At 69.6% G+C, this 21044-nt stretch carries 20 protein-coding genes and 1 riboswitch; of the genes, 13 read left to right on the forward strand and 7 right to left on the reverse strand.

All coding sequences use genetic code 11. The annotated features are described in order from the left end of the window. Positions 1-41: 41 nt before the first annotated feature. The 3 genes from ACFWA7_RS09415 to ACFWA7_RS09425 all read left to right on the forward strand — a co-directional run bounded on the left by ACFWA7_RS09415 (position 42) and on the right by ACFWA7_RS09425 (position 3088). On the forward strand, positions 42-683 hold the full coding sequence (locus ACFWA7_RS09415; RefSeq protein WP_385536585.1) for an ATP-binding protein: 642 nt from the start codon (positions 42-44) through the stop codon (positions 681-683). A 423-nt stretch (positions 684-1106) separates the two neighbouring features. Then, entirely contained in the window at positions 1107-1907 is an 801-nt protein-coding gene (locus ACFWA7_RS09420; protein ID WP_385821992.1) for a polysaccharide deacetylase family protein, read from the forward strand. Beyond that, positions 1907-3088 carry a YncE family protein gene (locus ACFWA7_RS09425; protein ID WP_385536550.1) on the forward strand — a complete coding sequence of 394 codons (1182 nt, stop codon included), beginning with the start codon at positions 1907-1909 and terminating at the stop codon, positions 3086-3088. The genes ACFWA7_RS09420 and ACFWA7_RS09425 overlap by 1 nt, the downstream gene beginning before the upstream one ends. 52 nt (positions 3089-3140) lie before the next feature. Here the strand turns inward: ACFWA7_RS09425 and ACFWA7_RS09430 are convergent, their stop codons facing one another. From ACFWA7_RS09430 to ACFWA7_RS09440, 3 genes are all read right to left on the reverse strand, one after another. Further along, positions 3141-3719, reverse strand: a complete 579-nt coding sequence (locus tag ACFWA7_RS09430) for a hypothetical protein (RefSeq protein ID WP_385821994.1) — start codon at positions 3717-3719, stop codon at positions 3141-3143. Next, a complete protein-coding gene (locus ACFWA7_RS09435) occupies positions 3716-4435 on the reverse strand; it encodes a tRNA-dependent cyclodipeptide synthase (RefSeq protein ID WP_385821996.1) in 720 nt (239 codons plus the stop codon). The genes ACFWA7_RS09430 and ACFWA7_RS09435 overlap by 4 nt, the downstream gene beginning before the upstream one ends. Before the next feature lie 182 nt (positions 4436-4617). Beyond that, positions 4618-5256 (reverse strand): GNAT family N-acetyltransferase, encoded by a 639-nt coding sequence (locus ACFWA7_RS09440; protein WP_385536544.1) that lies wholly within the window; start codon positions 5254-5256, stop codon positions 4618-4620. A gap of 137 nt (positions 5257-5393) precedes the next feature. On the opposite strand from ACFWA7_RS09440, the gene ACFWA7_RS09445 reads away from it, so the two are divergent. Beyond that, positions 5394-5606, forward strand: coding sequence for an EF-hand domain-containing protein (locus ACFWA7_RS09445; RefSeq protein ID WP_385536542.1), 213 nt, complete (start codon positions 5394-5396; stop codon positions 5604-5606). 51 nt (positions 5607-5657) lie between these two features. Here ACFWA7_RS09445 and ACFWA7_RS09450 read toward each other — a convergent pair whose 3' ends face one another. The 4 genes from ACFWA7_RS09450 to gcvT form a co-directional block, all read right to left on the reverse strand. Next, positions 5658-7043 (reverse strand): L-serine ammonia-lyase, encoded by a 1386-nt coding sequence (locus ACFWA7_RS09450; protein WP_385536540.1) that lies wholly within the window; start codon positions 7041-7043, stop codon positions 5658-5660. A 152-nt stretch (positions 7044-7195) separates the two neighbouring features. Further along, positions 7196-8455, reverse strand: a complete 1260-nt coding sequence (gene glyA, locus ACFWA7_RS09455; protein ID WP_385536538.1) for a serine hydroxymethyltransferase — start codon at positions 8453-8455, stop codon at positions 7196-7198. A gap of 23 nt (positions 8456-8478) precedes the next feature. Beyond that, the gene (gene gcvH / locus ACFWA7_RS09460; protein WP_385536536.1) at positions 8479-8853 is read right to left on the reverse strand and encodes a glycine cleavage system protein GcvH; all 375 of its coding nucleotides are present in this window, start codon (positions 8851-8853) and stop codon (positions 8479-8481) included. A 69-nt stretch (positions 8854-8922) separates the two neighbouring features. After that, on the reverse strand, positions 8923-10035 hold the full coding sequence (gene gcvT, locus ACFWA7_RS09465; protein WP_385536533.1) for a glycine cleavage system aminomethyltransferase GcvT: 1113 nt from the start codon (positions 10033-10035) through the stop codon (positions 8923-8925). Positions 10036-10178: 143 nt separating this feature from the next. After that, positions 10179-10301: riboswitch (glycine riboswitch) on the reverse strand. A 129-nt stretch (positions 10302-10430) separates the two neighbouring features. On the opposite strand from gcvT, the gene ACFWA7_RS09470 reads away from it, so the two are divergent. From ACFWA7_RS09470 to ACFWA7_RS09510, 9 genes are all read left to right on the forward strand, one after another. Beyond that, positions 10431-11057, forward strand: coding sequence for an AAA family ATPase (locus ACFWA7_RS09470; protein WP_385536531.1), 627 nt, complete (start codon positions 10431-10433; stop codon positions 11055-11057). Positions 11058-11183: 126 nt separating this feature from the next. Further along, the gene (locus ACFWA7_RS09475; RefSeq protein WP_385821998.1) at positions 11184-11960 is read left to right on the forward strand and encodes an enhanced serine sensitivity protein SseB; all 777 of its coding nucleotides are present in this window, start codon (positions 11184-11186) and stop codon (positions 11958-11960) included. 96 nt (positions 11961-12056) lie between these two features. Next, entirely contained in the window at positions 12057-12854 is a 798-nt protein-coding gene (locus ACFWA7_RS09480; RefSeq protein ID WP_385536527.1) for an enhanced serine sensitivity protein SseB C-terminal domain-containing protein, read from the forward strand. 375 nt (positions 12855-13229) lie between these two features. Next, positions 13230-14228 (forward strand): ABC transporter permease, encoded by a 999-nt coding sequence (locus tag ACFWA7_RS09485; RefSeq protein WP_385822000.1) that lies wholly within the window; start codon positions 13230-13232, stop codon positions 14226-14228. Positions 14229-14293: 65 nt separating this feature from the next. Further along, positions 14294-16051, forward strand: a complete 1758-nt coding sequence (locus tag ACFWA7_RS09490; RefSeq protein ID WP_385822002.1) for an ABC transporter substrate-binding protein — start codon at positions 14294-14296, stop codon at positions 16049-16051. A 99-nt stretch (positions 16052-16150) separates the two neighbouring features. Then, complete coding sequence (locus ACFWA7_RS09495) at positions 16151-17161, forward strand: ABC transporter permease (protein ID WP_385536521.1); 1011 nt, start codon at positions 16151-16153, stop codon at positions 17159-17161. Further along, positions 17158-18252 carry an ABC transporter ATP-binding protein gene (locus tag ACFWA7_RS09500; RefSeq protein ID WP_385536519.1) on the forward strand — a complete coding sequence of 365 codons (1095 nt, stop codon included), beginning with the start codon at positions 17158-17160 and terminating at the stop codon, positions 18250-18252. The genes ACFWA7_RS09495 and ACFWA7_RS09500 overlap by 4 nt, the downstream gene beginning before the upstream one ends. Next, the gene (locus tag ACFWA7_RS09505) at positions 18249-19508 is read left to right on the forward strand and encodes an ABC transporter ATP-binding protein (RefSeq protein WP_385536516.1); all 1260 of its coding nucleotides are present in this window, start codon (positions 18249-18251) and stop codon (positions 19506-19508) included. The genes ACFWA7_RS09500 and ACFWA7_RS09505 overlap by 4 nt, the downstream gene beginning before the upstream one ends. A 96-nt stretch (positions 19509-19604) precedes the next feature. Beyond that, positions 19605-21011 carry a M1 family metallopeptidase gene (locus ACFWA7_RS09510; RefSeq protein WP_385536515.1) on the forward strand — a complete coding sequence of 469 codons (1407 nt, stop codon included), beginning with the start codon at positions 19605-19607 and terminating at the stop codon, positions 21009-21011. Positions 21012-21044 lie beyond the last annotated feature (33 nt).

The raw sequence follows: 21044 nt of genomic DNA on the forward strand, positions 1-21044 counted from the left end.
CGGGCTCCGAACGCCTGGTGATCCGCTGGTCGCGGCCCGTCATCGCAGCTCGTGGGCGGTACGGGAGTGATCCGCCGCCCTCGGCACATGCTGAGCGAGCTCCCCGGAACCTCTGGTTCCGGGGGTCGTTTTCCCCGGGAACGGCCCCGGAGGCCGTCCCGGGCGGCCATGATGGGGGCATGGCGGGGCTGGAGGGTGTGGAACAACCGTGGCAGCGCGGCAGCGCGACCGCGGCTCGGTGGACGCCGGCCGTCGAGGACGAACGGGCGCTCAAGGCACTGGAGTTGTTCGGCAACCCGACGGAGGAAGAGGTACGGCTGCCGTCCCGGCCCGAGTCCGCGGCGACCGCGCGCCGGCTCACCCAGTGCGTGATACTGCGCCAGTGGGCGCTCTCCCCGGCCCTCGCCGAGCACGCGATCCTGCTCGTCTCCGAACTGGTCGGCAACGCGGTGCGGCATACCGGTGCCCGAGCCTTCGGGCTGCGGATGCTGCGGCGCCGGGGCTGGATCAGGATCGAGGTGCGCGACCCTTCGCGCGGGCTGCCCTGTCTGATGCCGGTCCACGAGATGGACACCAGCGGGCGCGGGCTCTTCCTCGTCGACAAGCTCTCCGACCGCTGGGGCGTGGATCTGCTGCCGCGCGGCAAGACCACCTGGTTCGAGATGCGGGTCGCCGACCGCTGACCCCAGCCCGTGCCGAGCCCCCCGGGGCGGCCCCCGGATGCGCCGAAGCCCCCGGGCGTGCCGGATGCGGCCTGCCTGCGGGGGCTTCTGCGGAGCGCCGCCGTGGACCGGAGGGGGTGTGATCCACGGCGACTGAAGACGACCGGGCTCGGGTCAATGAGGGGTCGTGTACCCGACTATGGCAGACGGGGGGCCTTCACGCCAAAAGTCCTTACTCGGACAAACTTCCGCATACCCCCACAGTTTAGCTATGAATCGTAGGTGAGCTAGAGCACGCACCTTGTAAATGGTGAATAAGTATGGGTATCGATGAGTGATTCAGCGAACCAACACGTCCGGCGAATGGCGTGTCCCGGCGACCCGTAAAGGTCCTTAAATGGGTCAATCATTACCTTCCGCCCGTCGGCGCACTTAAATGTCCATGTGCTCAATCCATCTCCCCGTGGGGTCGACCGCCGCAGCGCACTGCGTGCCGGGGCGGGGGCGGCCGTCGCGGGGGCCTTCGCGGCCGGCTGCACGGACGGCGAGGGCGGCGCCGGACCGCCGCCCGCCGCAGCGACGCCCGCCGCCTCCGCCCGCCCCGGGACCACCCGCGCCGCCCCGGCCCCCCGCACCTTCCCGGCGCAGCCGGCCCAGATCGTGAACGGACCCCGCGACCGGCCGAAGATCGCGCTCACCTTCCACGGCCAGGGCGACCCCAAGGTGGCCACCGCCGTCCTCGCCGAGGCCGAGCGGGCCGGTGCCAAGGTCACCGTCCTCGCCGTCGGAACCTGGCTCGACGAACACCCGCGGATGGCCCGCCGCATCCTCGACGGCGGCCACGACCTCGGCAACCACACCCAGCGCCACATCGACATCTCCGCGCTCGCGGAGCGGGACGCGTACGCCGAGATCACCGGCTGCGCGGACCGGCTGCGCCGGATGACCGGCTCCATCGGGACCTGGTTCCGGCCCTCCCGTACCCAGTACGCGACGCCGCTCGTTCAGAGACTGGCGCGGCGGGCGGGGTACCCGCACATCCTCTCGTACGACGTCGACTCGCTCGACTTCACCTCGCCCGGCGCCTCGGCCGTGACGCGCAATGTCACCGGGCGGATCCGCAACGGATCCGTGGTGAGTCTGCACTTCGGCTACGCGGACACGGTCGCCGCGCTGCCGGTCCTCCTCGCCGATCTCGACCGCCGCGGACTGCGCGCGGTGACCACCACGGAGTTGCTGACCTGATGCCGACCCCCACCAAGAGGACCGCCGCGCTGCTGTGCGGCCTGCTGCTCGCCGCGCTCGCCGGATGCGGCTCGTCCGCGGACAAGGGAGGGAACGAGGCCCTGGGCACCAAGGGCGCCGCGCAGCCCGTGCCGAAGAAGGCCGTGCCGCAGGGCCTGCCCGGGATGCCGCCGGTCCTGGACCCCAAGGACGCCTACGCCGCGGACCGCCCGGGCGCGCTCCAGCCGGCCGTGAAGAACTTCCTCGAACGCGTCTATGTGCCCAACACCAACTCCAACACGGTGTCGGTGATCGACCCCAAGACGTACAAGGTCATCGAGACCATCCCGGTCGGGCACCAGCCCCAGCACGTCGTCCCCTCCTGGGACATGAAGACCCTGTGGGTCAACAACGACCTGGGGGACAGCCTCACCGCCATCGACCCGGCGACCGGCAAGACGGGCCGCACGGTCAAGGTCTCCGACCCGTACAACCTCTACTTCACGCCCGACGGCAAGTACGCGGTCGTGATGGCGTCGATGGACCGCGAGCTGGTGTTCCGTGAGCCCGTCAACATGGACCGGGTCAAGACCGTCCCGGTCCACTGTGCGGGCGTCAACCACGCCGACTTCTCCATGGACGGCCGCTATTTCATCGTCTCCTGCGAGTTCTCCGGCGAGCTGCTCAAGGTCGACACGGAGAAGATGCAGGTCATCGCCCATCAGAAGCTGCCGTTCGAGGGGGCGATGCCGCAGGACGTGAAGATGTCCCCGGACGGCAAGACCTTCTACATCGCCGACATGATGGCCCACGGCATGTGGGTCCTGGACGGCGACCGGTTCAGCACGCCGACGCTGCTGCCCACCGGCAAGGGCTGCCACGGCCTGTACGTCAGCCGCGACTCCAAGGAGATGTACATCTCCAACCGGGGCGAGGGCACGATCTCCATCTTCGACTTCGCCCAGAACAAGCTGACCAAGAAGTGGCAGCTGCCGGGCGGCGGCAGCCCCGACATGGGCGGGGTCTCGGCGGACGGCAAGGTCCTGTGGCTGTCCGGCCGTTACGACGCCGAGGTGTACGCGATCGACACCACCACCGGCCGTGAGCTCGCCCGCATCCCGGTCGGCTCGGGGCCGCACGGCCTCGCGGTCTACCCGCAGCCGGGCCGCTACTCGCTGGGCCACACCGGCATCTTCCGCTGAGCCCGTACGCACCGCTGCCCCCGGGGAGGACATCCCCGGGGGCAGCCGCGTCTCACCAGAGGACCGGCAGCCGTTCCGGCAGGCGCTTGATGAAGCCGGTGCGCCACACCAGCTGTTCCGGCGGGACCGCCAGGCGCAGCCCCGGGAGCCGCTCCACCAGCGCGCTCAGGGCGGTCTCCGCGTGCGCCCGGCCCAGGCCCGTGGCCGGGCAGAAGTGGCGGCCCGCGCCGAACGAGAGGTGCGGGTTGACCTCGCGGTCCAGGTCGAGCCGCTCGGGGTCGGTGAAGACCTCCGGGTCGAAGTTGGCGCCCTCGACCAGGACGAGCACCAGCGTCAGCGCGTACTGGCGCGGGGCGTCCGGGGCCGCGGTGTCCTTGAGGCTGAACCGGTCGTCCTCCAGGACGCGTTTGGCCAGCGCGTAACTGCTCACCAGCCAGGCGGTGTCGCCGGTCATGGTGCGCACCCGGGCCACCGGCTCCTTGGCGCGCAGGGCGGCGCACTCCTCGGGGAGCACGTCACCGCGCCGGCCGAGCGGGAAGTGGAGCAGCCGGTCGGTGCTGCTGGTGGTGGTGTTGGTGTTGGTGGTGCTGGTGGTGCTGGTGGTCGGGCTGGTGGTGCTCGTGCGGCTCATGCGGCGACTCCTTCCGGGCGGACGGCCTGCGGGCGTACGACCGCGTACGCCTGGTTGCGGGAGGCGCGCAGACCGCCGCCCTTGGCGTAGAGGAGTTCGGTGAGCGGGATCAGCGCGTGATAGCTGGACACCGAGGACGGGACCTGGAGGATTCCCGGGGTGTCGAGCAAGAACGGGAGCTCCGCGGCGATGTAGTCGAGGCAGGCGGCGGTCTGCGCCGGGCTCACCGGGGCGCCGTCGGCCTTCCCGGCCAGGAACGCGGCGGCCATCTCCTCGCAGCCGGTGCGGAATTCGCGGTCGGTCGCGAGGAAGTGCCGCACCCGGCGGTGCAACAGGTCGTACACCGGGTTCCCCTCGAACTCCGAGAGCGCGTGCACGCCGACCGGGAGCCCGGGGCGGCCGGCCTCCTCGACGCCCCGCACGATCCTTCTGCGGACCGCCTTCAGCTCCTTGGCGGCCCGCCTGCGCGCGTGCTCGTCGTCATGGCCGAGTGTCGCGAACATCCGGTCCACATGGCGGTCGGCGTAGACGAGGTCGACCCGGTCGAAGCGGGTGGCGGCCCAGCGGACGAGACCTGCGATGCGGTCGGCGCTGAAATAGCTGTTTCCCGGACTCACCCCGATGAGGACGTGGTCGCCCTCGTCCCAGATGAACCGACAGCTCCGGGTGAACGGCTGGAAGGTAAAGGTGGTGGTTGCTTCAGTGGTGGCAGTCACTCCTGAATCGCCCCAGCGCCGCGAGTCCCTGGGAGCCCTGTGCTCCCGGTGTGGCGGCGACGACAAGAAGTTATCGCCCGGTGGCGGAGCGTAGGGAAGGGGATCCCGGACTTTTGGCGGGAATTCGCCCCCGCGAAATGCCGTGGCCGGTGTTTGGCGCCCGTCCCCGGCGGTCGGGCGGCTCAGTGCGCGACGAGCAGCGCTTCCGAGCCGACGGGGCGGTACCCGGCCGCCTGGAACGTCCGTACGCTGCGGGCGTTGCCCGGCGACTGCTGCGCCCAGATCACCGGCTCCGGCGCCAGATGCCGCGCCGCCAGCGCGAGCTGTACGCCCAGACCGCGTCCCCGCGCGCTCTCGTCCACCTCGATCGCCGCCTCCCAGCGGCCCGCCACGCCCCGCCCGAGGACCAGCACCCCGCCGTAGGTCGCCCACACCCGGACCTCGTCGCGGAACTTCAGTGCCCGCGCCACCCGGGGGTGGTCCGGGTCCGCCAGCTCGGTCAGCGCGAGCGGTGGCTCACCGGGCAGGGCGGGCGCGCAGGTGAGGAGGTCGACGCAGTTCATCCGACGGCCGGTACGGGCCATCAGCGCGGCCAGGAATCCCGGATTCATCGAGGCGCCCAGCGGATCGGCGTCGGTCGCGGCCAGGGTGGCGCGAAGCCACTCCGGGTCCTCGTCCAGGAAGACCACCGAGTGCGCGGTGAACGCGAGCACGCCCGCGTCGCGCGGGTTCGGCTGGGGAACGACGGTCGTCGCCCCGTCCGCCGGCGGGAAGTGCCCGCGCGCGGCGGCGGCCAGTATGTCGCCCAGTTCCTGCCCCATGCCCCTGCCACCTCTCCTGACCATCTGTGCTGCCCACCATGATCGCCCACGGGCGGGGCCGGGCGCCGTACGGGGGAGGGCGCCGGGCCGGTTAGTCTGACCCCCGTCAAAAACGCACCAAGATAGGGGTGGACCCAGTGGCGGACATCGAAGAGGCCCGCAAGGCGTTCGCGCGACTCGACGTCGACGGCAACGGCGAGGTGACGGCGACCGAGTACAAGCAGGTCATGGCCCAGCTGGGCGACTTCCACGTCACCGAGACCGTGGCCCAGGCCATCATCAGGGCCAAGGACGCCAACAGCGACGGCAAGCTCTCCTTCGAGGAGTTCTGGGCGTCCCTCAACAAGTGACCCCGAGCCCGTCCGCCGGCCCGCGGTGACGCGGCCCGGCGGACGGAGCCGTCAGCACTCGATGATGTTGACGGCCAGACCGCCGCGCGCGGTCTCCTTGTACTTCACGGACATGTCGGCGCCGGTCTCCTTCATGGTCTTGATGACCTTGTCGAGGGACACCTTGTGGCTGCCGTCGCCGCGCATCGCCATCTTCGCGGCGGTCACGGCCTTCACGGCCGCCATACCGTTGCGCTCGATGCACGGGATCTGGACCAGACCGCCGACCGGGTCGCAGGTCAGTCCCAGGTTGTGCTCCATGCCGATCTCCGCGGCGTTCTCGACCTGCTCGGGGGTGCCGCCGAGGACCTCGGCAAGCGCGCCCGCGGCCATCGAGCAGGCGGAGCCGACCTCGCCCTGGCAGCCGACCTCGGCGCCGGAGATCGAGGCGTTCTCCTTGAACAGCATGCCGATGGCGCCGGCGGCCAGCAGGAAGCGGACCACGCCCTCGTCGTCCGCGCCGGGCACGAAGTTCATGTAGTAGTGCAGCACGGCCGGGATGATGCCCGCGGCGCCGTTGGTGGGCGCGGTGACCACGCGGCCGCCCGCCGCGTTCTCCTCGTTCACCGCCATCGCGTACAGCGTCGCCCACTCCATCGCGTGCGCGTCCGGGTTGCCCTCGGCGCGCAGCTGGCGGGCGGTGGTCGCGGCCCGTCGGCGGACCTTGAGGCCGCCCGGCAGGATGCCCTCGCGGGACATGCCGCGCGAGACGCACGCCTGCATCACGCGCCAGATCTCCAGGAGACCGGTACGGATCTCGTCCTCGGTGCGCCAGGCCTTCTCGTTCTCCAGCATCATCGCGGAGATCGACAGGCCCGTCTCCTTGGCGAGGCGCAGCAGCTCGTCACCGGTGCGGAAGGGGTACTTCAGGACCGTGTCGTCGGGCACGATCGGGTTCTCGCCCGCCACCCCTTCCTTGTCCAGGGCGGACTCGTCGACGACGAACCCGCCGCCCACCGAGTAGTACGTCTTCTCCAGGACCAGGGCGCCCTCGCGGTCGTACGCGAAGATCGTCATGCCGTTGGCGTGGTACGGCAGCGCCTTGCGGCGGTGCAGGATCAGGTCCTCGTCGAAGTCGAAGGGGATCTCGTGGGCGCCGAGCAGGTTGATCCGGCCCGCCGACTTGATCCGCTCCACCTGCTCGTCGGCGCTCTCCACGTCGACCGTGCGCGGCGAGTTGCCCTCCAGACCGAGCAGCACGGCCTTGGGGGTGCCGTGGCCGTGGCCGGTGGCGCCGAGCGAGCCGTACAGCTCGGCGCGTATCGAGGCCGTGTGGGCCAGCAGACCCTCGTTCTTCAGCCGCCGCGCGAACATCCGGGCAGCGCGCATAGGGCCGACCGTGTGGGAGCTGGACGGGCCGATGCCGATCGAGAACAGGTCGAAGACCGAGATGGCCACGGGAGGACTCCTTGTGGGTTGGTAGACGCCGTTGTCTGCCGGGGTGGTGCGGAACGAGCAGGAAAACGGGCGGTGCAAGGGTTCGGGGCACCGCACTCACTGTCCAGTGTGCGCGGTGCCCCGAAGGTTCGTACGAATAAAAGGGTACGAAACTACTTCAGGCCGGGGTACAGGGGGTGCTTCGCGGCCAGGGCGGAGACCCGGGCGGCGAGAGCGTCCTTGTCGAAGTCCGGCTTCAGGGTCTCGGCGATGATGTCGGCGACCTCGCGGAAGTCGTCGGCGCCGAAACCGCGGGTGGCCAGTGCCGGCGTGCCGATCCGCAGGCCCGAGGTGACCATCGGGGGGCGCGGGTCGTTCGGGATGGCGTTCCGGTTGACCGTGATGCCGACCTCGTGGAGGCGGTCCTCGGCCTGCTGGCCGTCGAGCTCGGAGTTCCGCAGGTCCACGAGGACCAGGTGGACGTCCGTGCCGCCGGACAGGACCGAGACGCCGACCTCGGTCACGTCGTCCTGGATCAGGCGCTCGGCGATGATCCTGGCGCCCTCCAGGGTGCGCTCCTGGCGCTCCTTGAACTCGGGCGAGGCCGCCACCTTGAAGGAGACCGCCTTGGCCGCGATCACGTGCTCAAGCGGGCCGCCCTGCTGACCGGGGAAGACCGCCGAGTTGATCTTCTTGGCGAGCTCCTGCGTCGACAGGATGACACCGCCGCGCGGACCGCCGAGGGTCTTGTGCGTGGTGGTGGTCACGACGTGGGCGTGCGGCACCGGGTTGGGGTGCAGACCCGCGGCGACCAGGCCCGCGAAGTGGGCCATGTCGACCATCAGGTACGCGCCGACCTCGTCCGCGATGCGGCGGAACGCGGCGAAGTCCAGCTGGCGCGGGTACGCGGACCAGCCGGCCACGATCAGCTGCGGCTTGGACTCCTTGGCCAGGCGTTCGACCTCGGCCATGTCGACCTGTCCGGTCTCGTCGACGTGGTACGGGACCACGTTGTAGAGCTTGCCGGAGAAGTTGATCTTCATGCCGTGGGTCAGGTGACCGCCGTGGGCCAGGTTCAGGCCCATGATCGTGTCGCCCGGCTTGAGCAGCGCGAACATCGCGGCCGCGTTCGCCTGCGCACCCGAGTGCGGCTGCACGTTGGCGTGCTCGGCGCCGAAGAGCGCCTTGATGCGGTCGATCGCGATCTGCTCGACCACGTCGACGTGCTCGCAGCCGCCGTAGTAGCGGCGCCCCGGGTAGCCCTCGGCGTACTTGTTGGTGAGGACCGAGCCCTGGGCCTCCATGACCGCGACCGGAGCGAAGTTCTCCGAGGCGATCATTTCGAGGGTGGACTGCTGACGGTGGAGCTCGGCGTCGACGGCGGCGGCGACGTCCGGGTCCAGCTCATGGAGGGACTGGTTCAGAAGCGACATCAGAAGATCCCTGGAGTGGTAGGTCAGCTGGCGAAGTCGGTGTACTCGTCGGCGGAGAGCAGGTCGCCCGGCTCGTCCGTGACGCGGACCTTGAACAGCCAGCCGCCCTCGAACGGGGCGGAGTTCACCAGCGACGGGTCGTCGACGACGTCCTGGTTGGCGGCGACGACCTCGCCCGTGACCGGGGAGTAGAGGTCGCTGACCGACTTGGTCGACTCCAGCTCGCCGCAGGTCTCGCCCGCGGTCACCGTGTCACCGACCTCCGGGAGCTGGACGAACACCACGTCACCGAGCGCGTTGGCCGCGTGCTCCGTGATGCCGACCGTCGAGACGCCGTCCTCGGCGCCCGACAGCCACTCGTGCTCCTTGCTGTAGCGCAGCTGCTGGGGGTTGCTCATGGCCTGAATTCTCCTGTACGAGGGGGAGTGGTGGTGAACAGATGAGTCGTGCGGTGCGTGTGCGAGGGGTCACTTCTGGCGCTTGTAGAACGGCAGCGCCACGACCTCGTACGGCTCATGCGTACCGCGAATGTCGACGCCGACGCCGGAGGTGCCCGGTGCGGCGTGCGCGGCGTCCACGTACGCCATGGCGATCGGCTTGCCCAGCGTCGGCGACGGGGCGCCCGAGGTGACCTCGCCGACCACCTCGCCGCCCGCCACCACGGAGAATCCGGCGCGCGGCACCCGGCGGCCCTCGGCGATCAGCCCGACCAGCTTGCGCGGGGCCTTGGCGGCGGCGCGCTCGGCGGCGGCCTCCAGGGCCTCCCGGCCCACGAAGTCGCCCTCCTTCTCGAACTTCACGACCCGGCCGAGCCCCGCGTCGAACGGGGTGAGCGCGGTGGTCAGCTCGTGCCCGTACAGCGGCATGCCCGCCTCAAGGCGCAGCGTGTCGCGGCAGGACAGACCGCACGGCACCAGGCCCGCGTCCTGGCCCGCGTCGGTGAGCGCGCGCCACAGCTGCTCGGCGTCGGCCGGGGCCACGAAGAGCTCGAAACCGTCCTCACCGGTGTAGCCCGTACGGGCGATCAGCGCCGGGACGCCGGCCACGGTGCCGGGCAGGCCCGCGTAGTACTTCAGGCCGTCCAGGTCGGCGTCGGTAAGCGACTTCAGGATGCCGGGGGACTCGGGGCCCTGGATGGCCAGGAGCGCGTACGCGTCGCGGTCGTCGCGGACCTCGGCGTCGAAGGCGGCCGCGCGCTCGGTGATCGCGTCCAGCACGACCTGGGCGTTGCCGGCGTTGGCGACGACCATGTACTCGTCCTCGCCGAGGCGGTAGACGATCAGGTCGTCGACGATGCCGCCGTCCTCCTGGCAGATCATCGTGTAGCGGGCGCGGCCCACACCGATGGTGCTCATGTTGCCGACCAGCGCGTAGTCCAGCGCCTTGACGGCGTCCGGGCCGGTGACGGTGATCTCGCCCATGTGGGAGAGGTCGAAGAGACCGGCCCGGGTACGGACGGCGTTGTGCTCGTCGCGCTCGCTGCCGTACCGCAGCGGCATGTCCCAGCCGGCGAAGTCGGTCATGGTCGCGCCCAGCGAACGGTGAGTCGCGTCAAGGGCGGTGAGACGGGGATTGCTCATGAGGGTGTGGCTCCCAGGGCATGACGGCGAGGACGATCCTCCCCATCTGTCATCGGAACCTGAGAGGTTCGCCGGGAGACCCGGCTTGCACCTTGGGTGGAGCCGCTCCGTCCGAGAACGTGCGGCCCGCTTTTCAGATCTGCCTCATCCACGCGGTACGGGGCCTGAGAGATTCAAGGGAGGGACTTGCTCCTTCGGCGCCCCGCGATCCTCCCGGCCTTCTGGGGCCTTGGGGGAACTGCCGGGGACTCTCCCGCGTGGATTCAAGCGGCCGGTATGCAGTTAGGCGCGCACATCATTGCACGCCTCCCACGGGCATCACATCACCTGAGTCTCATTACCATCCTTTTACGCGCATGGGTAAAGGGTCGTCCGACCCGGCAGGGGGAGCACCGATGACGGTTCACACGGCGGCGGCGCAGGCGGAGGCCCCGGTTCCGGCGGTACGGGACCTGCGCGGCCGGGACGGTCGCTCACCGCACACGCTCCGGTTCGCCGAGGGGGACGTGGTGGTGGTCTCCGGCCTGCCCGGCAGTGGCAAGACGACCCTGCTGCGCCGGGCCGTCACCGGCGTCGGTATCGACTCGCAGGACACCCGCCGCGCCTGGGAGGCCAGGATGGGCGGCGTGCCGTACGCGCTGTACCGCCCGGTGGTGCGGGTCGCCCACTTCCTGCGGATGCACCGGGCGCTGCGGTCCGGCGGGGGCCTGGCCGTCCACGACTGCGGCACCCACGCCTGGGTGCGCTGGTCGCTGGCGAAGGGTGCGGCACGGGAAGGCCGCTCGCTGCACCTCGTGCTCCTCGACGTCACCCCGGAGACCGCCCTGGCGGGCCAGGTGGCCCGCGGCCGCAAGGTCTCCTCGTACGCCTTCGCCCGCCACGCGAGGGCGGTACCCCGCCTGATAGCGGCGGTGGCGGAGGGCCGCCTGCCCCGGGGGGTCGCATCGGCGGTCCTGCTGGACAGGCCGGCGGCGGAAACGGTGAGCCGGATCGCTTTCGGGGAGGGGGCCGCCCGCCGCTAAGGTTTCAGGTGCAGGGGATCCGCCCCCTGCTCTCAGGGGCGCGGGGCGCTGGCATACGCGGCTCCGCCGCGTGAGCGCGAACAGCCACGCACGGCCCGCAGTCGAACCGGGGGAGAAGGACGGCACATGGACTACCCGCAGCATGCGGTTCCGCACCCCCAGGGCGGCGGCGGCTGGCCGGGCAACGAGCTGGAGGAGGCACTGTCCGCCTCGCTCGGCGTCCCGGGTGCGGGCCCCCGCCTGATAGAGGTCCTGGGGCGCAACCCCGTCTGGATCCCCCTCCCCAACGGCGGCAGCCGGGACAGCGCCGACCTCGACCTCCCCACCATGGAGATCGCCGGCTCCCCCTACGTCCCCGTCTACAGCTCCGAGCAGCAGTTCCTCCAGTGTGTCGGCCCGCACATGTCGTTCGCCGTCGCGCCCGCCGTGGAGTTCGCCCGCGGGCTGCCGCCGCAGCTGGGCATCGCGCTGAACCCGGAGGGCGCGGTCGGCGTACCGCTGCCGCCGCCCGCTGTGGCCGAGCTGTGCCGCACCGGGCGCACCGCCCTTGACGGGCCCGCCTCCGGCGCCCGGGTGCGGCTCTTCGAGCCGGACTGGCAGGAGGACCCCATCGACTTCCTGACCGCCGCGGCCGAGGAGTTCGACGCCACCGGCGTGGTGCGCACCGCCCGCCGCGCGCTCGCCTCCATCGAGGGCGACGACCCGACGCTCTTCATCGGCGTGGAGTTCTCCACCTGGGACGGGGCCGGGCGCAACGCCCCCATGGAGGCGCTGGGCCGCGCGCTGGGCCGGGCCCCGGTCGGCCGGCCGGTGAACCTGGTGCTGCTCGACGTGGCCCAGGACCCGGTGGGCGAGTGGATGCGGGAGCGCGTGCGCCCCTTCTACACGCGGGCCACCCCCTAGTCCTCCCGCATAAGCTGGTTTCATAATCCGTAGATCCCCACGGCCGCACGCCTGTGCACCGGCGGCGCGGGGGAACGAAGAGGGGCGGGACCCAGGGTGAGTGCGTCAGGCACCGCGGCGGCCGGGCAGGTCGAGCACATGCTGCGCCAGGTGGCCCCCGGACGCTACGACGCGTACGAGGCGCTGCTGCACGCCCTCGCCGACCCCTCGTCCGGCCGGCTGTGGATGCTGCTCTGGCACGGCCGGCCCGGCGCCTCCGACGCGCAGTACGGGAACATGGAGGTCGACGGGGTGGCGTACGCGCCCTGTGTGACCTCCGCCCAGGAGCTCTCCGCCAGTGGCTGGAACCGGGACCACGAGATGGTCACCGGCCGTGACATCGCCCGCGCCCTCTACCCCGACCGGTACGGGATCTGGCTCAACCCGCACGCCCCCGGCGGCGGGGTCGGCATCCCTTGGCCGGATCTGCGCCGGATCGCCACCGGCCTCGACCGGATGCCCGCGGGCCCGCTGCGGATCACCGAACCGGCCGTGGAGATCCCGCAGTTCTACGCCCTGCTCACGCAGCACGCGCACCGCACCCCGGCCGTCCGGGCGCTGCGCCGCGCCTGGGTGCAGCCCGCGCTCGGCACGCCGTATCTGGCCATCGGTCTCGACCTCTACGACACCGGGCCGCAGTCCGTCGACGCGGTGCGCGCGATGATGCAGCAGGCCGTCTCCGCCGTGCCCGACGGGCTGCCGGTCTCCACGGTCGCCCTGTCCGACGAGTACGACCCGGTCGGGATGTGGCTGCGCGCCAACGGGCGCCCCTTCTACGACCGCGAGGCGCACGCCGCCCCGGCAGCCCCCGCGGGCGGGTACGGATACCCCCCGGCGGCCCCGCGCGCATATTGACGTCACACGCGTCACCTACGCAACACCGATCAAATCCCTCTTCATCGGTCACCTCCTGTCCCGGTTGCCCGAACTTCTTCACCCAATTTGGCAGTGCATAAAGGCAGTTGGGTGACATGACCGATCTGGCCGGTTAGTGCACGACTGATCCGCTCAGACGATCACGACGTCCGGATAACGGAAGACACCTGACCGCATCACGTTTAGGCAACCATTCACCGTCAGGTCTGGCGGGTGATCGCGAACGCGTTGAAGACTCCCGGCTAACAAGGGCCGGTTGGCCCGTCGCAGATCACCGCACCACCTGATGGAACAAGCCGCCACAGCGGCTGGTACGGGCCGGCCATCCGCCGGCCGGGAGGGGTCAGAGGCACTGTGACCGCACCGCTCGAGACCACCGGATCGGCTGCCGAGGTGCCGCCGGAGGCAGTACTCACGGGGGCCAAGCAGAGCCAGATCGAGGGCCGTTCGCTCGGACAGATCGCCTGGACGCGCTTCAAGCGCGACAAACTCGCGGTCGCCGGTGGCGTCGTCGTCGTCCTGCTCGTCCTGCTCGCCGTTCTTTCCAAGCCCATCCAGTGGGCGTTCGGGTTGGACCCGAACGAGTTCCACCAGGACCTGATCGACCCGGCCCTGCTGGCACCCAAGGGAGCTTGGGGCGGCATGAGTTGGGAGCACCCACTGGGTGTCGACCCGCAGTACGGACGCGACATCCTGTCCCGGATCATCGAGGGCTCCTGGGTGTCGCTGCTCGTCGCGGGCGGCGCCACCATGCTCTCCGTGGTCATCGGCGTGATCATGGGCGTCACGGCAGGCTTCTACGGAGGCTGGGCGGACACCCTGATCAGCCGGGCGATGGACGTCTTCCTGGCGTTCCCGCTGCTGCTCTTCGCCATCTCGATCTCCGCGTCCCTCCAGGACGGGGCGTTCGGACTGACCGGGCTGCCACTGAGGATGTGCGTGCTGATCTTCGTGATCGGCTTCTTCAGCTGGCCGTACATGGGACGTATCGTCCGGGCCCAGACGCTCAGCCTGCGTGAACGCGAGTTCGTCGAGGCCGCCAAGAGCCTCGGCGCGCGCGGTCCGTTCATCCTGATCCGGGAGCTGCTGCCGAACCTGGTCGCACCGATCCTGGTCTACGCGACGCTCCTGATCCCCACGAACATCCTGTTCGAGGCCGGCCTCAGCTTCCTCGGCGTCGGCATCGCGCCGCCGCAGGCATCGTGGGGCGGAATGCTCTCCACCGCGACCGACCTCTACGAGGCGGACCCGCAGTACATGATCGTGCCGGGCCTGGCGATCTTCATCACGGTCCTGGCGTTCAACCTGCTGGGCGACGGGCTGCGAGACGCCCTCGACCCGCGAGGCAAGTAAGCACGCGGCACCTGCCGGACAACGACACATCTGCCGCAACCATCCATAGAGGGGGCATTCCTCAGGTGAAGACGAGAAAAGCGACCATTCTGATCGCTACTGCCGTGGCGCTGACACTGGGGGCCACCGCGTGCAACGACTCCAAGGACGACAAGGGTGGCAGCAGCGGCGGCAAGTCCGTCACTGACGCCGGGCTCAGCCAGATCGTGAACAAGTCCGACAAGAAGGGGGGCACCGCCACGTACGCCATGACGGACGTGCCGGACTCCCTGGACCCGGGCAACACGTACTACGGCTGGGTGCAGAACTTCTCCCGTCTGTACGGCCGTACGCTCACCACGTTCAAGCCGGCCGCCGGCAAGGACGGTCTGACCGTGGTCCCGGACCTCGCGGAGTCGCTCGGCAAGGCCAGCGCCGACGCGAAGACCTGGACGTACACCCTGCGCAAGGGCCTGAAGTTCGAGGACGGCACGCCGATCACCTCGAAGGACGTCAAGTACGCCGTCGAGCGCTCGAACTTCGCCCCCGAGGCCCTGTCCAACGGCCCGACGTACTTCAAGTCCCACCTGGAGGGTGGCGACAAGTACGAGGGTCCGTACAAGAACAAGGACCCCAAGGGCATCGCGTCGATCGAGACGCCGGACGACAACACCATCGTCTTCAAGCTGAAGGACGCCTTCGCGGACTTCGACTACCTGGCGACGTTCTCGCAGACGGCGCCGGTGCCGAGGGACAAGGACAAGGGCGCGACCTACGTCCAGCACATCGTCTCCTCCGGCCCGTACAAGTTCGAGTCGTACGAGGAGGGCAAGAGCGCGACCCTCGTCCGCAACCCGCAGTGGGACCCGAAGACCGACCCGAACCGCCCGGCGCTGCCGGACAAGATCAGCATCCGGTTCCAGGTCAACGCGGTCACCGTCGACAACGAGCTGGTCGCCGACAACCTGACGGTCGACGCGGCCGGCACCGGTGTCGCCCCGCAGACACAGCCGAAGGTCCTCACCAGCGCGAAGTTGAAGGCGCAGACGGACGGTTCGTACGCCGGCGCGACCTCGTACATCGGTCTGAACGTGAACGTCGCCCCGTTCGACAACATCCACTGCCGCAAGGCCGTCCAGTGGGGCATCGACAAGGCGTCGATCCAGGCCGCCGCGGGTGGCGCGCCCAAGGGTGACGTCGCCTCGACGCTGCTGCCGCCGACCGTCAACGGCTACGCCAAGTTCAACCTCTACGAGACCCCGGGCGACAAGGGCGACGAGGCCAAGGCCAAGGACGAGCTCAAGCAGTGCAATCAGCCGAACGGCTTCTCGACCAACCTGACGGCCCGCTCCGACCGCCCGTCCGAGATGGCCATGGCCACCGCGGTCCAGGCGTCGCTGAAGAAGCTCAACATCAACGCCGAGATCAAGTCCTTCCCCGCGGGTAAGTACTTCCAGAACTTCGCCGGCAACCCGCAGTACGTGCACGACCACAAGCTCGGCATGATCATGACCGCGTGGGGTGCCGACTGGCCGACCGGCTTCGGCTTCCTGGACCAGATCATCAACGGCTCGGCCATCAAGCCGTCCGGTGGCAACAACGTCCAGGAGCTGAACGACCCGGCGATCAACAAGGCGCTGAACGACGCCATCTCCAACACGGACAAGGCCGCCCGTGAGAAGGCCTGGGGTGACATCGACAAGATGGTCGCCGACAACGCCTCCGCCGTTCCGCTGATCTACCGCAAGAACCTGCTGTTCCGCCCGACGTCCGCGACGAACGTCACGGTCACCCAGGCGTACCTCGGTATGTACGACTACCTGCTGATGGGTTCCTCCAAGTAAGCGGCTGAGCCCCCGAGTTCTTTGAAAGGCAGGTGAAGGCTCCGGTGCCCGCCGGGTCGGGAAACCCCCGGCCTGGCGGGCACCGGCTGCCGGACAGCTGTGGCTGCGTACATCCTCCGACGCGCTTTCGGCGCGGTGGTCCTGCTGCTGATCGTCAGCGCGGTCACCTTCGCGATTTACTTCCTGGTGCCCCGGCTCGCCGGCCAGACGATGGACCAGCTGGCCGCCCAGTACGTGGGCAAGGACGCCAATGCCAGTGCGATCGCCGCGGTGAAGAAGAACCTCGGGTTCGATCAACCGCTCTACGAGCAGTACTGGCACTTCCTCAAGCAGATCTTCGTCGGCGCGACCTACCAGTTCGGTCCCGACGCCTCGGTCTGCCACGCCCCCTGCTTCGGCTACTCGTTCAAGAACCACGTCGAGGTCTGGCCGCAGCTGACCGAACGTATCCCGGTCACCTTCTCGCTCGCCATCGGTGCGGCCGTCATCTGGCTGATCTCCGGTGTTGCGGTGGGTGTGGTCTCCGCCCTCAAGCGGGGTTCGCTCCTGGACCGCTTCTTCATGGGCATCGCCCTCGCCGGCGTCTCCCTTCCGATCTTCTTCACCGGAATGCTGTTCCTGGGGCTGTTCACCGTCCAATGGCCCATCTGGGACGGCGTGAACTATGTGCCGTTCACGGAAAATCCGGCCGACTGGGCCTGGAACCTGCTGATCCCCTGGTGCAGCCTCGCCTTCCTCTACTCCGCGCTCTACGCCCGGCTCACCCGGGCCGGAATGCTGGAGACCATGGGGGAGGACTACATCCGCACCGCCCGCGCCAAGGGCCTGCGGGAGCGGACCGTCGTCGGCAAGCACGGCCTGCGCGCCGCGCTCACCCCGATCGTCACCATCTTCGGCATGGACTTCGGTCTGCTCGTCGGTGGCGCGGTCATCACCGAACAGGTCTTCTCCTTCCAGGGCCTCGGCTTCTACGCGGTCAAGGGCGTCCAGAACAACGACCTCCCGATCGTCATGGGCGTGACCCTGGTCGCCGCCTTCTTCATCGTTCTCTGCAATCTGCTGGTGGACCTGGTGTACGCCGCGATCGACCCCAGGGTGAGGCTCTCGTGAGCGACCTGAACAAGACCGGCGCGGCCGTCGGCGAGCCGGTGGCCGACCGCCCCGCCGACGCCGGGGAGGCCTTCCTCTCCGTACGGGACCTGCGCATCCACTTCAACACCGACGACGGCCTGGTCAAGTCCGTCGACGGGGTCAGCTTCGACATCAAGCCCGGCCAGACCCTCGGCATCGTGGGCGAGTCCGGCTCGGGCAAGTCCGTCACCTCGCTCGGTCTGATGGGGCTGCACCGCAGCGCCAACGCCAAGATCTCCGGCGAGGTGTGGCTGGACGGCGAGGAGCTGATCGGCGCCGACCCCGAGCACGTACGGCGGCTGCGCGGCCGGAAGATGGCGATGATCTTCCAGGACCCGCTCTCCGCGATGCACCCGTACTACTCGGTCGGCGCGCAGATCGTGGAGGCCTACCGGGTCCACAACCCGGTCAGCAAGAAGGTCGCCCGCACGCGCGCGATCGAGATGCTCGACCGGGTCGGCATCCCCGAGCCGGGCAAGCGCGTGGACTCCTATCCACACGAGTTCTCCGGCGGTATGCGCCAGCGCGCGATGATCGCGATGGCGCTGGTCAACAACCCCGAGCTGCTGATCGCGGACGAGCCGACCACCGCCCTGGACGTCACCGTCCAGGCGCAGATCCTGGACCTGATCCGCGATCTGCAGAAGGAGTTCGGCTCCGCCGTCATCATGATCACGCACGATCTTGGCGTGGTCGCCGAGATGGCGGACGACCTCCTGGTGATGTACGGCGGCCGGTGCATCGAGCGCGGCCCGGCCGAGAAGGTCTTCTACGAGCCCCAGCACCCGTACACCTGGGGTCTGCTGGGGTCCATGCCGCGCATCGACCGCGAGGAGACGGACCGGCTGATCCCGGTCAAGGGCCAGCCGCCGTCGCTGATCAACGTGCCGTCCGGCTGCGCCTTCAACCCGCGCTGCCCGTACGCGGACCTCCCCAAGGACAACGTCACGCGCACCGTGCGTCCCGAGCTCAAGCAGTGGGACGACGCCGAAGGGCACTTCTCGGCCTGCCACATGTCGCAGGAGGAGCGGGCCCGTATCTGGACCGAAGAGATTGCGCCGAAGCTGTGAGCGACAACAAGCCCACGCAGGGCACCGAGAAGGCGATCCCGGAGCAGTCGGCCTCTTCGCCCGAGCCGCTTCTCAAGGTGGAGGGGCTCGTCAAGCACTTCCCCATCAAGAAGGGCCTGTTCGGGCGGCAGAGCGGCGCGGTCAAGGCGGTCGACGGCATCTCCTTCGACGTCCGGGCGGGTGAGACCCTCGGCGTGGTGGGCGAGTCGGGCTGCGGCAAGTCGACGATGGGCCGGCTGGTCACCCGGCTGCTCGAACCGACGGGCGGCAAGGTCGAGTTCGAGGGCCACGACATCACGCACATGTCGGCCGGACGGATGCGTCCGCTCCGCCGCGACATGCAGATGATCTTCCAGGACCCGTACGGCTCGCTGAACCCGCGCCACACCATCGGCGGGATCGTCTCCACCCCCTTCCGGCTCCAGGGCGTCACGCCCGAGGGCGGGGTGAAGAAGGAGGTCCAGCGGCTGATGGAGCTGGTGGGCCTCAACCCCGAGCACTACAACCGCTATCCGCACGAGTTCTCCGGCGGCCAGCGCCAGCGCATCGGCATCGCCCGCGCGCTCGCGCTCAACCCGAAGCTGGTCGTGGCGGACGAGCCGGTCTCGGCGCTCGACGTGTCGATCCAGGCGCAGGTGGTCAACCTTCTCGACGACCTCCAGAGCGAGCTGGGCCTCACGTACGTGATCATCGCCCACGACCTGTCGGTCATCCGGCACGTCTCGGACCGGATCGCGGTGATGTACCTCGGCAAGATCGTGGAGCTCGCCGACCGCAAGTCGCTGTACTCGGCGCCCATGCACCCGTACACCAAGGCGCTCCTTTCGGCCGTGCCGGTGCCGGACCCCAAGCGCAAGGGCGCCAAGAGCGAGCGGATCCTGCTCAAGGGCGATGTGCCGTCGCCCATCTCGCCGCCGAGCGGCTGCCGCTTCCACACCCGGTGCTGGAAGGCGACGGAGATCTGCAAGACGCAGGAGCCGCCGCTGATCGCCCTGAAGACCGGCCACCAGGTGGCCTGCCACCACCCGGAGAACGCGCCGGACCAGGCCCCGGGCGAGGCGGTGCTGCCCGAGGCGCGGGAGTCGGTGGAGGTGGTCTCGATCGCGAAGGGCGAGCCCGCGGCGGAGGAGACGGCCCCCGAGGCCGCCGAGGTCGCCGAGACGCCCGCCGACGCGGAAACGCCGGACGCCGCCGAGGCCGAGCCGGAGTCGGCGACCGGACCGGACTCCACCGTTCAGGAGTCAACCGACAAGTAACGCATGACGGTTCGGCAAAGTCATGTTCACGCCGAAACGGGAGAGTGCAGAGTCTGCCTGTCCGTACGCACGGAAACGCGTTCGAAGGGCAGACCCATGGCACTCTCCCGCTCGGCACGCCGTACCTCACGGCTGCTCGCCCTCGCCACCGCGGCGGCATCGGCCTTCACCATCGCCGCCGCACCCGGCGGCGGCTCGCCCGGCGCCGCCGGCATCGGCGACCCCTACTTCCCCGACCTCGGGAACGGCGGCTTCGACGCCCTCCACTACGACCTCGGCGTCAGCTACCACCCGGACTCCGGGCGGCTCGACGGGCGTACCACGATCACCGCCCGCGCCACCCAGACCCTCACCAGCTTCGACCTCGACCTCCAGAAGCTCACGGTCGACGCGATACGGGTGAACGGCAGACCTGCCGACTTCACCCGCAACGGCGACGAGATCGTGGTGACGCCCCGTCATAAGCTGCGAAAGGGGCAGGAGTTCGAGGTCACCGTCGTCTACGGCGGAGTGCCCGTCGCGCTCAACGGGCCCATCGTCTTCGGCTCCGACTACGGCTGGATGAAGACCAAGGACGGCGTCTTCGTGGCCTGCGAGCCGAACGCCGCCTCCACCTGGTTCCCCTCCAGTGACCACCCCGCCGACAAGGCCACCTACGACATCCGCATCGACGCCCCCAAGGGTCTGACCGGCGTCTCCAACGGCCGGCTGGTCTCCTCGTACGACCGCGGCGACCGCTCGTACGCCCACTGGCGCGAGAACAGGCCGATGGCGACCTACCTGGCCACGGCGACCATCGGCAAGTTCGACGTGAAGACCGGGAAGACCCCGGCCGGGACGCCGATCTACGTGGCGATCGACCCGGTGCTCAAGGGGCAGAACCAGGTCGACGTGTACGCGGTCACCGCCGAGGCCACCGACTACTGGTCCAAGGTCTTCGGCCCGTACCCGTTCGAGGAGACGGGCGCGATCGTCGACGACATGCCCCAGGCGGGCTTCTCGCTCGAAGTGCAGTCCAAGCCCGCGTACTCGGCGGTGCGCAACGAGACCACCATCGTCCATGAGCTCGCCCACCAGTGGTTCGGTGACTCGGTCTCGGTGGCGCAATGGAAGGACATCTGGCTCAACGAGGGCTTCGCGAGCTACTCGCAGTGGCTGTGGGAGGAGCACAAGGGGCGGGGGACCGCGCACGACCTGGCCCGCGCCTACTACAACCGGGTCCCGGCCGGGGACGCGTTCTGGCAGACGAAGGTCGCGGACCCGCAGCGCGACACCATGTTCGCCAACGCCGTCTACCGGCGCGGCGCGCTGACGCTCCAGGCGCTGCGCGAGCGCATCGGCGACGGGGCGTTCTTCAAGCTGCTGCCCGCGTGGACGAAATCGCACCGGTACCAGAACGCCAACACGTCCGACTTCATCAAGCTGGCCGAGAAGGTCTCCGGGCAGCAGCTGGACGACCTCTTCCAGACGTGGATCTACTCGACCGGCAAGCCGACCTGGTAGGAGAGCCCGAACACCCGACACGTTCGAGCGGGA

Origin of the sequence: Streptomyces sp. NPDC059994 (assembly GCF_042737755.1) — a bacterium.
Taxonomy (GTDB): domain Bacteria; phylum Actinomycetota; class Actinomycetes; order Streptomycetales; family Streptomycetaceae; genus Streptomyces.

What these genes read in the sequence shown, in the direction of transcription:
- ACFWA7_RS09425 (WP_385536550.1), top strand. Translation starts at nt 1,907, where the DNA reads ATGCCGACCCCCACCAAGAGGACCGCCGCGCTGCTGTGCGGCCTGCTG.
- ACFWA7_RS09430 (WP_385821994.1), bottom strand. Translation starts at nt 3,719, where the DNA reads ATGAGCCGCACGAGCACCACCAGCCCGACCACCAGCACCACCAGCACC.
- ACFWA7_RS09440 (WP_385536544.1), bottom strand. Translation starts at nt 5,256, where the DNA reads ATGGGGCAGGAACTGGGCGACATACTGGCCGCCGCCGCGCGCGGGCAC.
- glyA (WP_385536538.1), bottom strand. Translation starts at nt 8,455, where the DNA reads ATGTCGCTTCTGAACCAGTCCCTCCATGAGCTGGACCCGGACGTCGCC.
- gcvH (WP_385536536.1), bottom strand. Translation starts at nt 8,853, where the DNA reads ATGAGCAACCCCCAGCAGCTGCGCTACAGCAAGGAGCACGAGTGGCTG.
- gcvT (WP_385536533.1), bottom strand. Translation starts at nt 10,035, where the DNA reads ATGAGCAATCCCCGTCTCACCGCCCTTGACGCGACTCACCGTTCGCTG.
- ACFWA7_RS09470 (WP_385536531.1), top strand. Translation starts at nt 10,431, where the DNA reads ATGACGGTTCACACGGCGGCGGCGCAGGCGGAGGCCCCGGTTCCGGCG.
- ACFWA7_RS09475 (WP_385821998.1), top strand. Translation starts at nt 11,184, where the DNA reads ATGGACTACCCGCAGCATGCGGTTCCGCACCCCCAGGGCGGCGGCGGC.
- ACFWA7_RS09510 (WP_385536515.1), top strand. Translation starts at nt 19,605, where the DNA reads ATGGCACTCTCCCGCTCGGCACGCCGTACCTCACGGCTGCTCGCCCTC.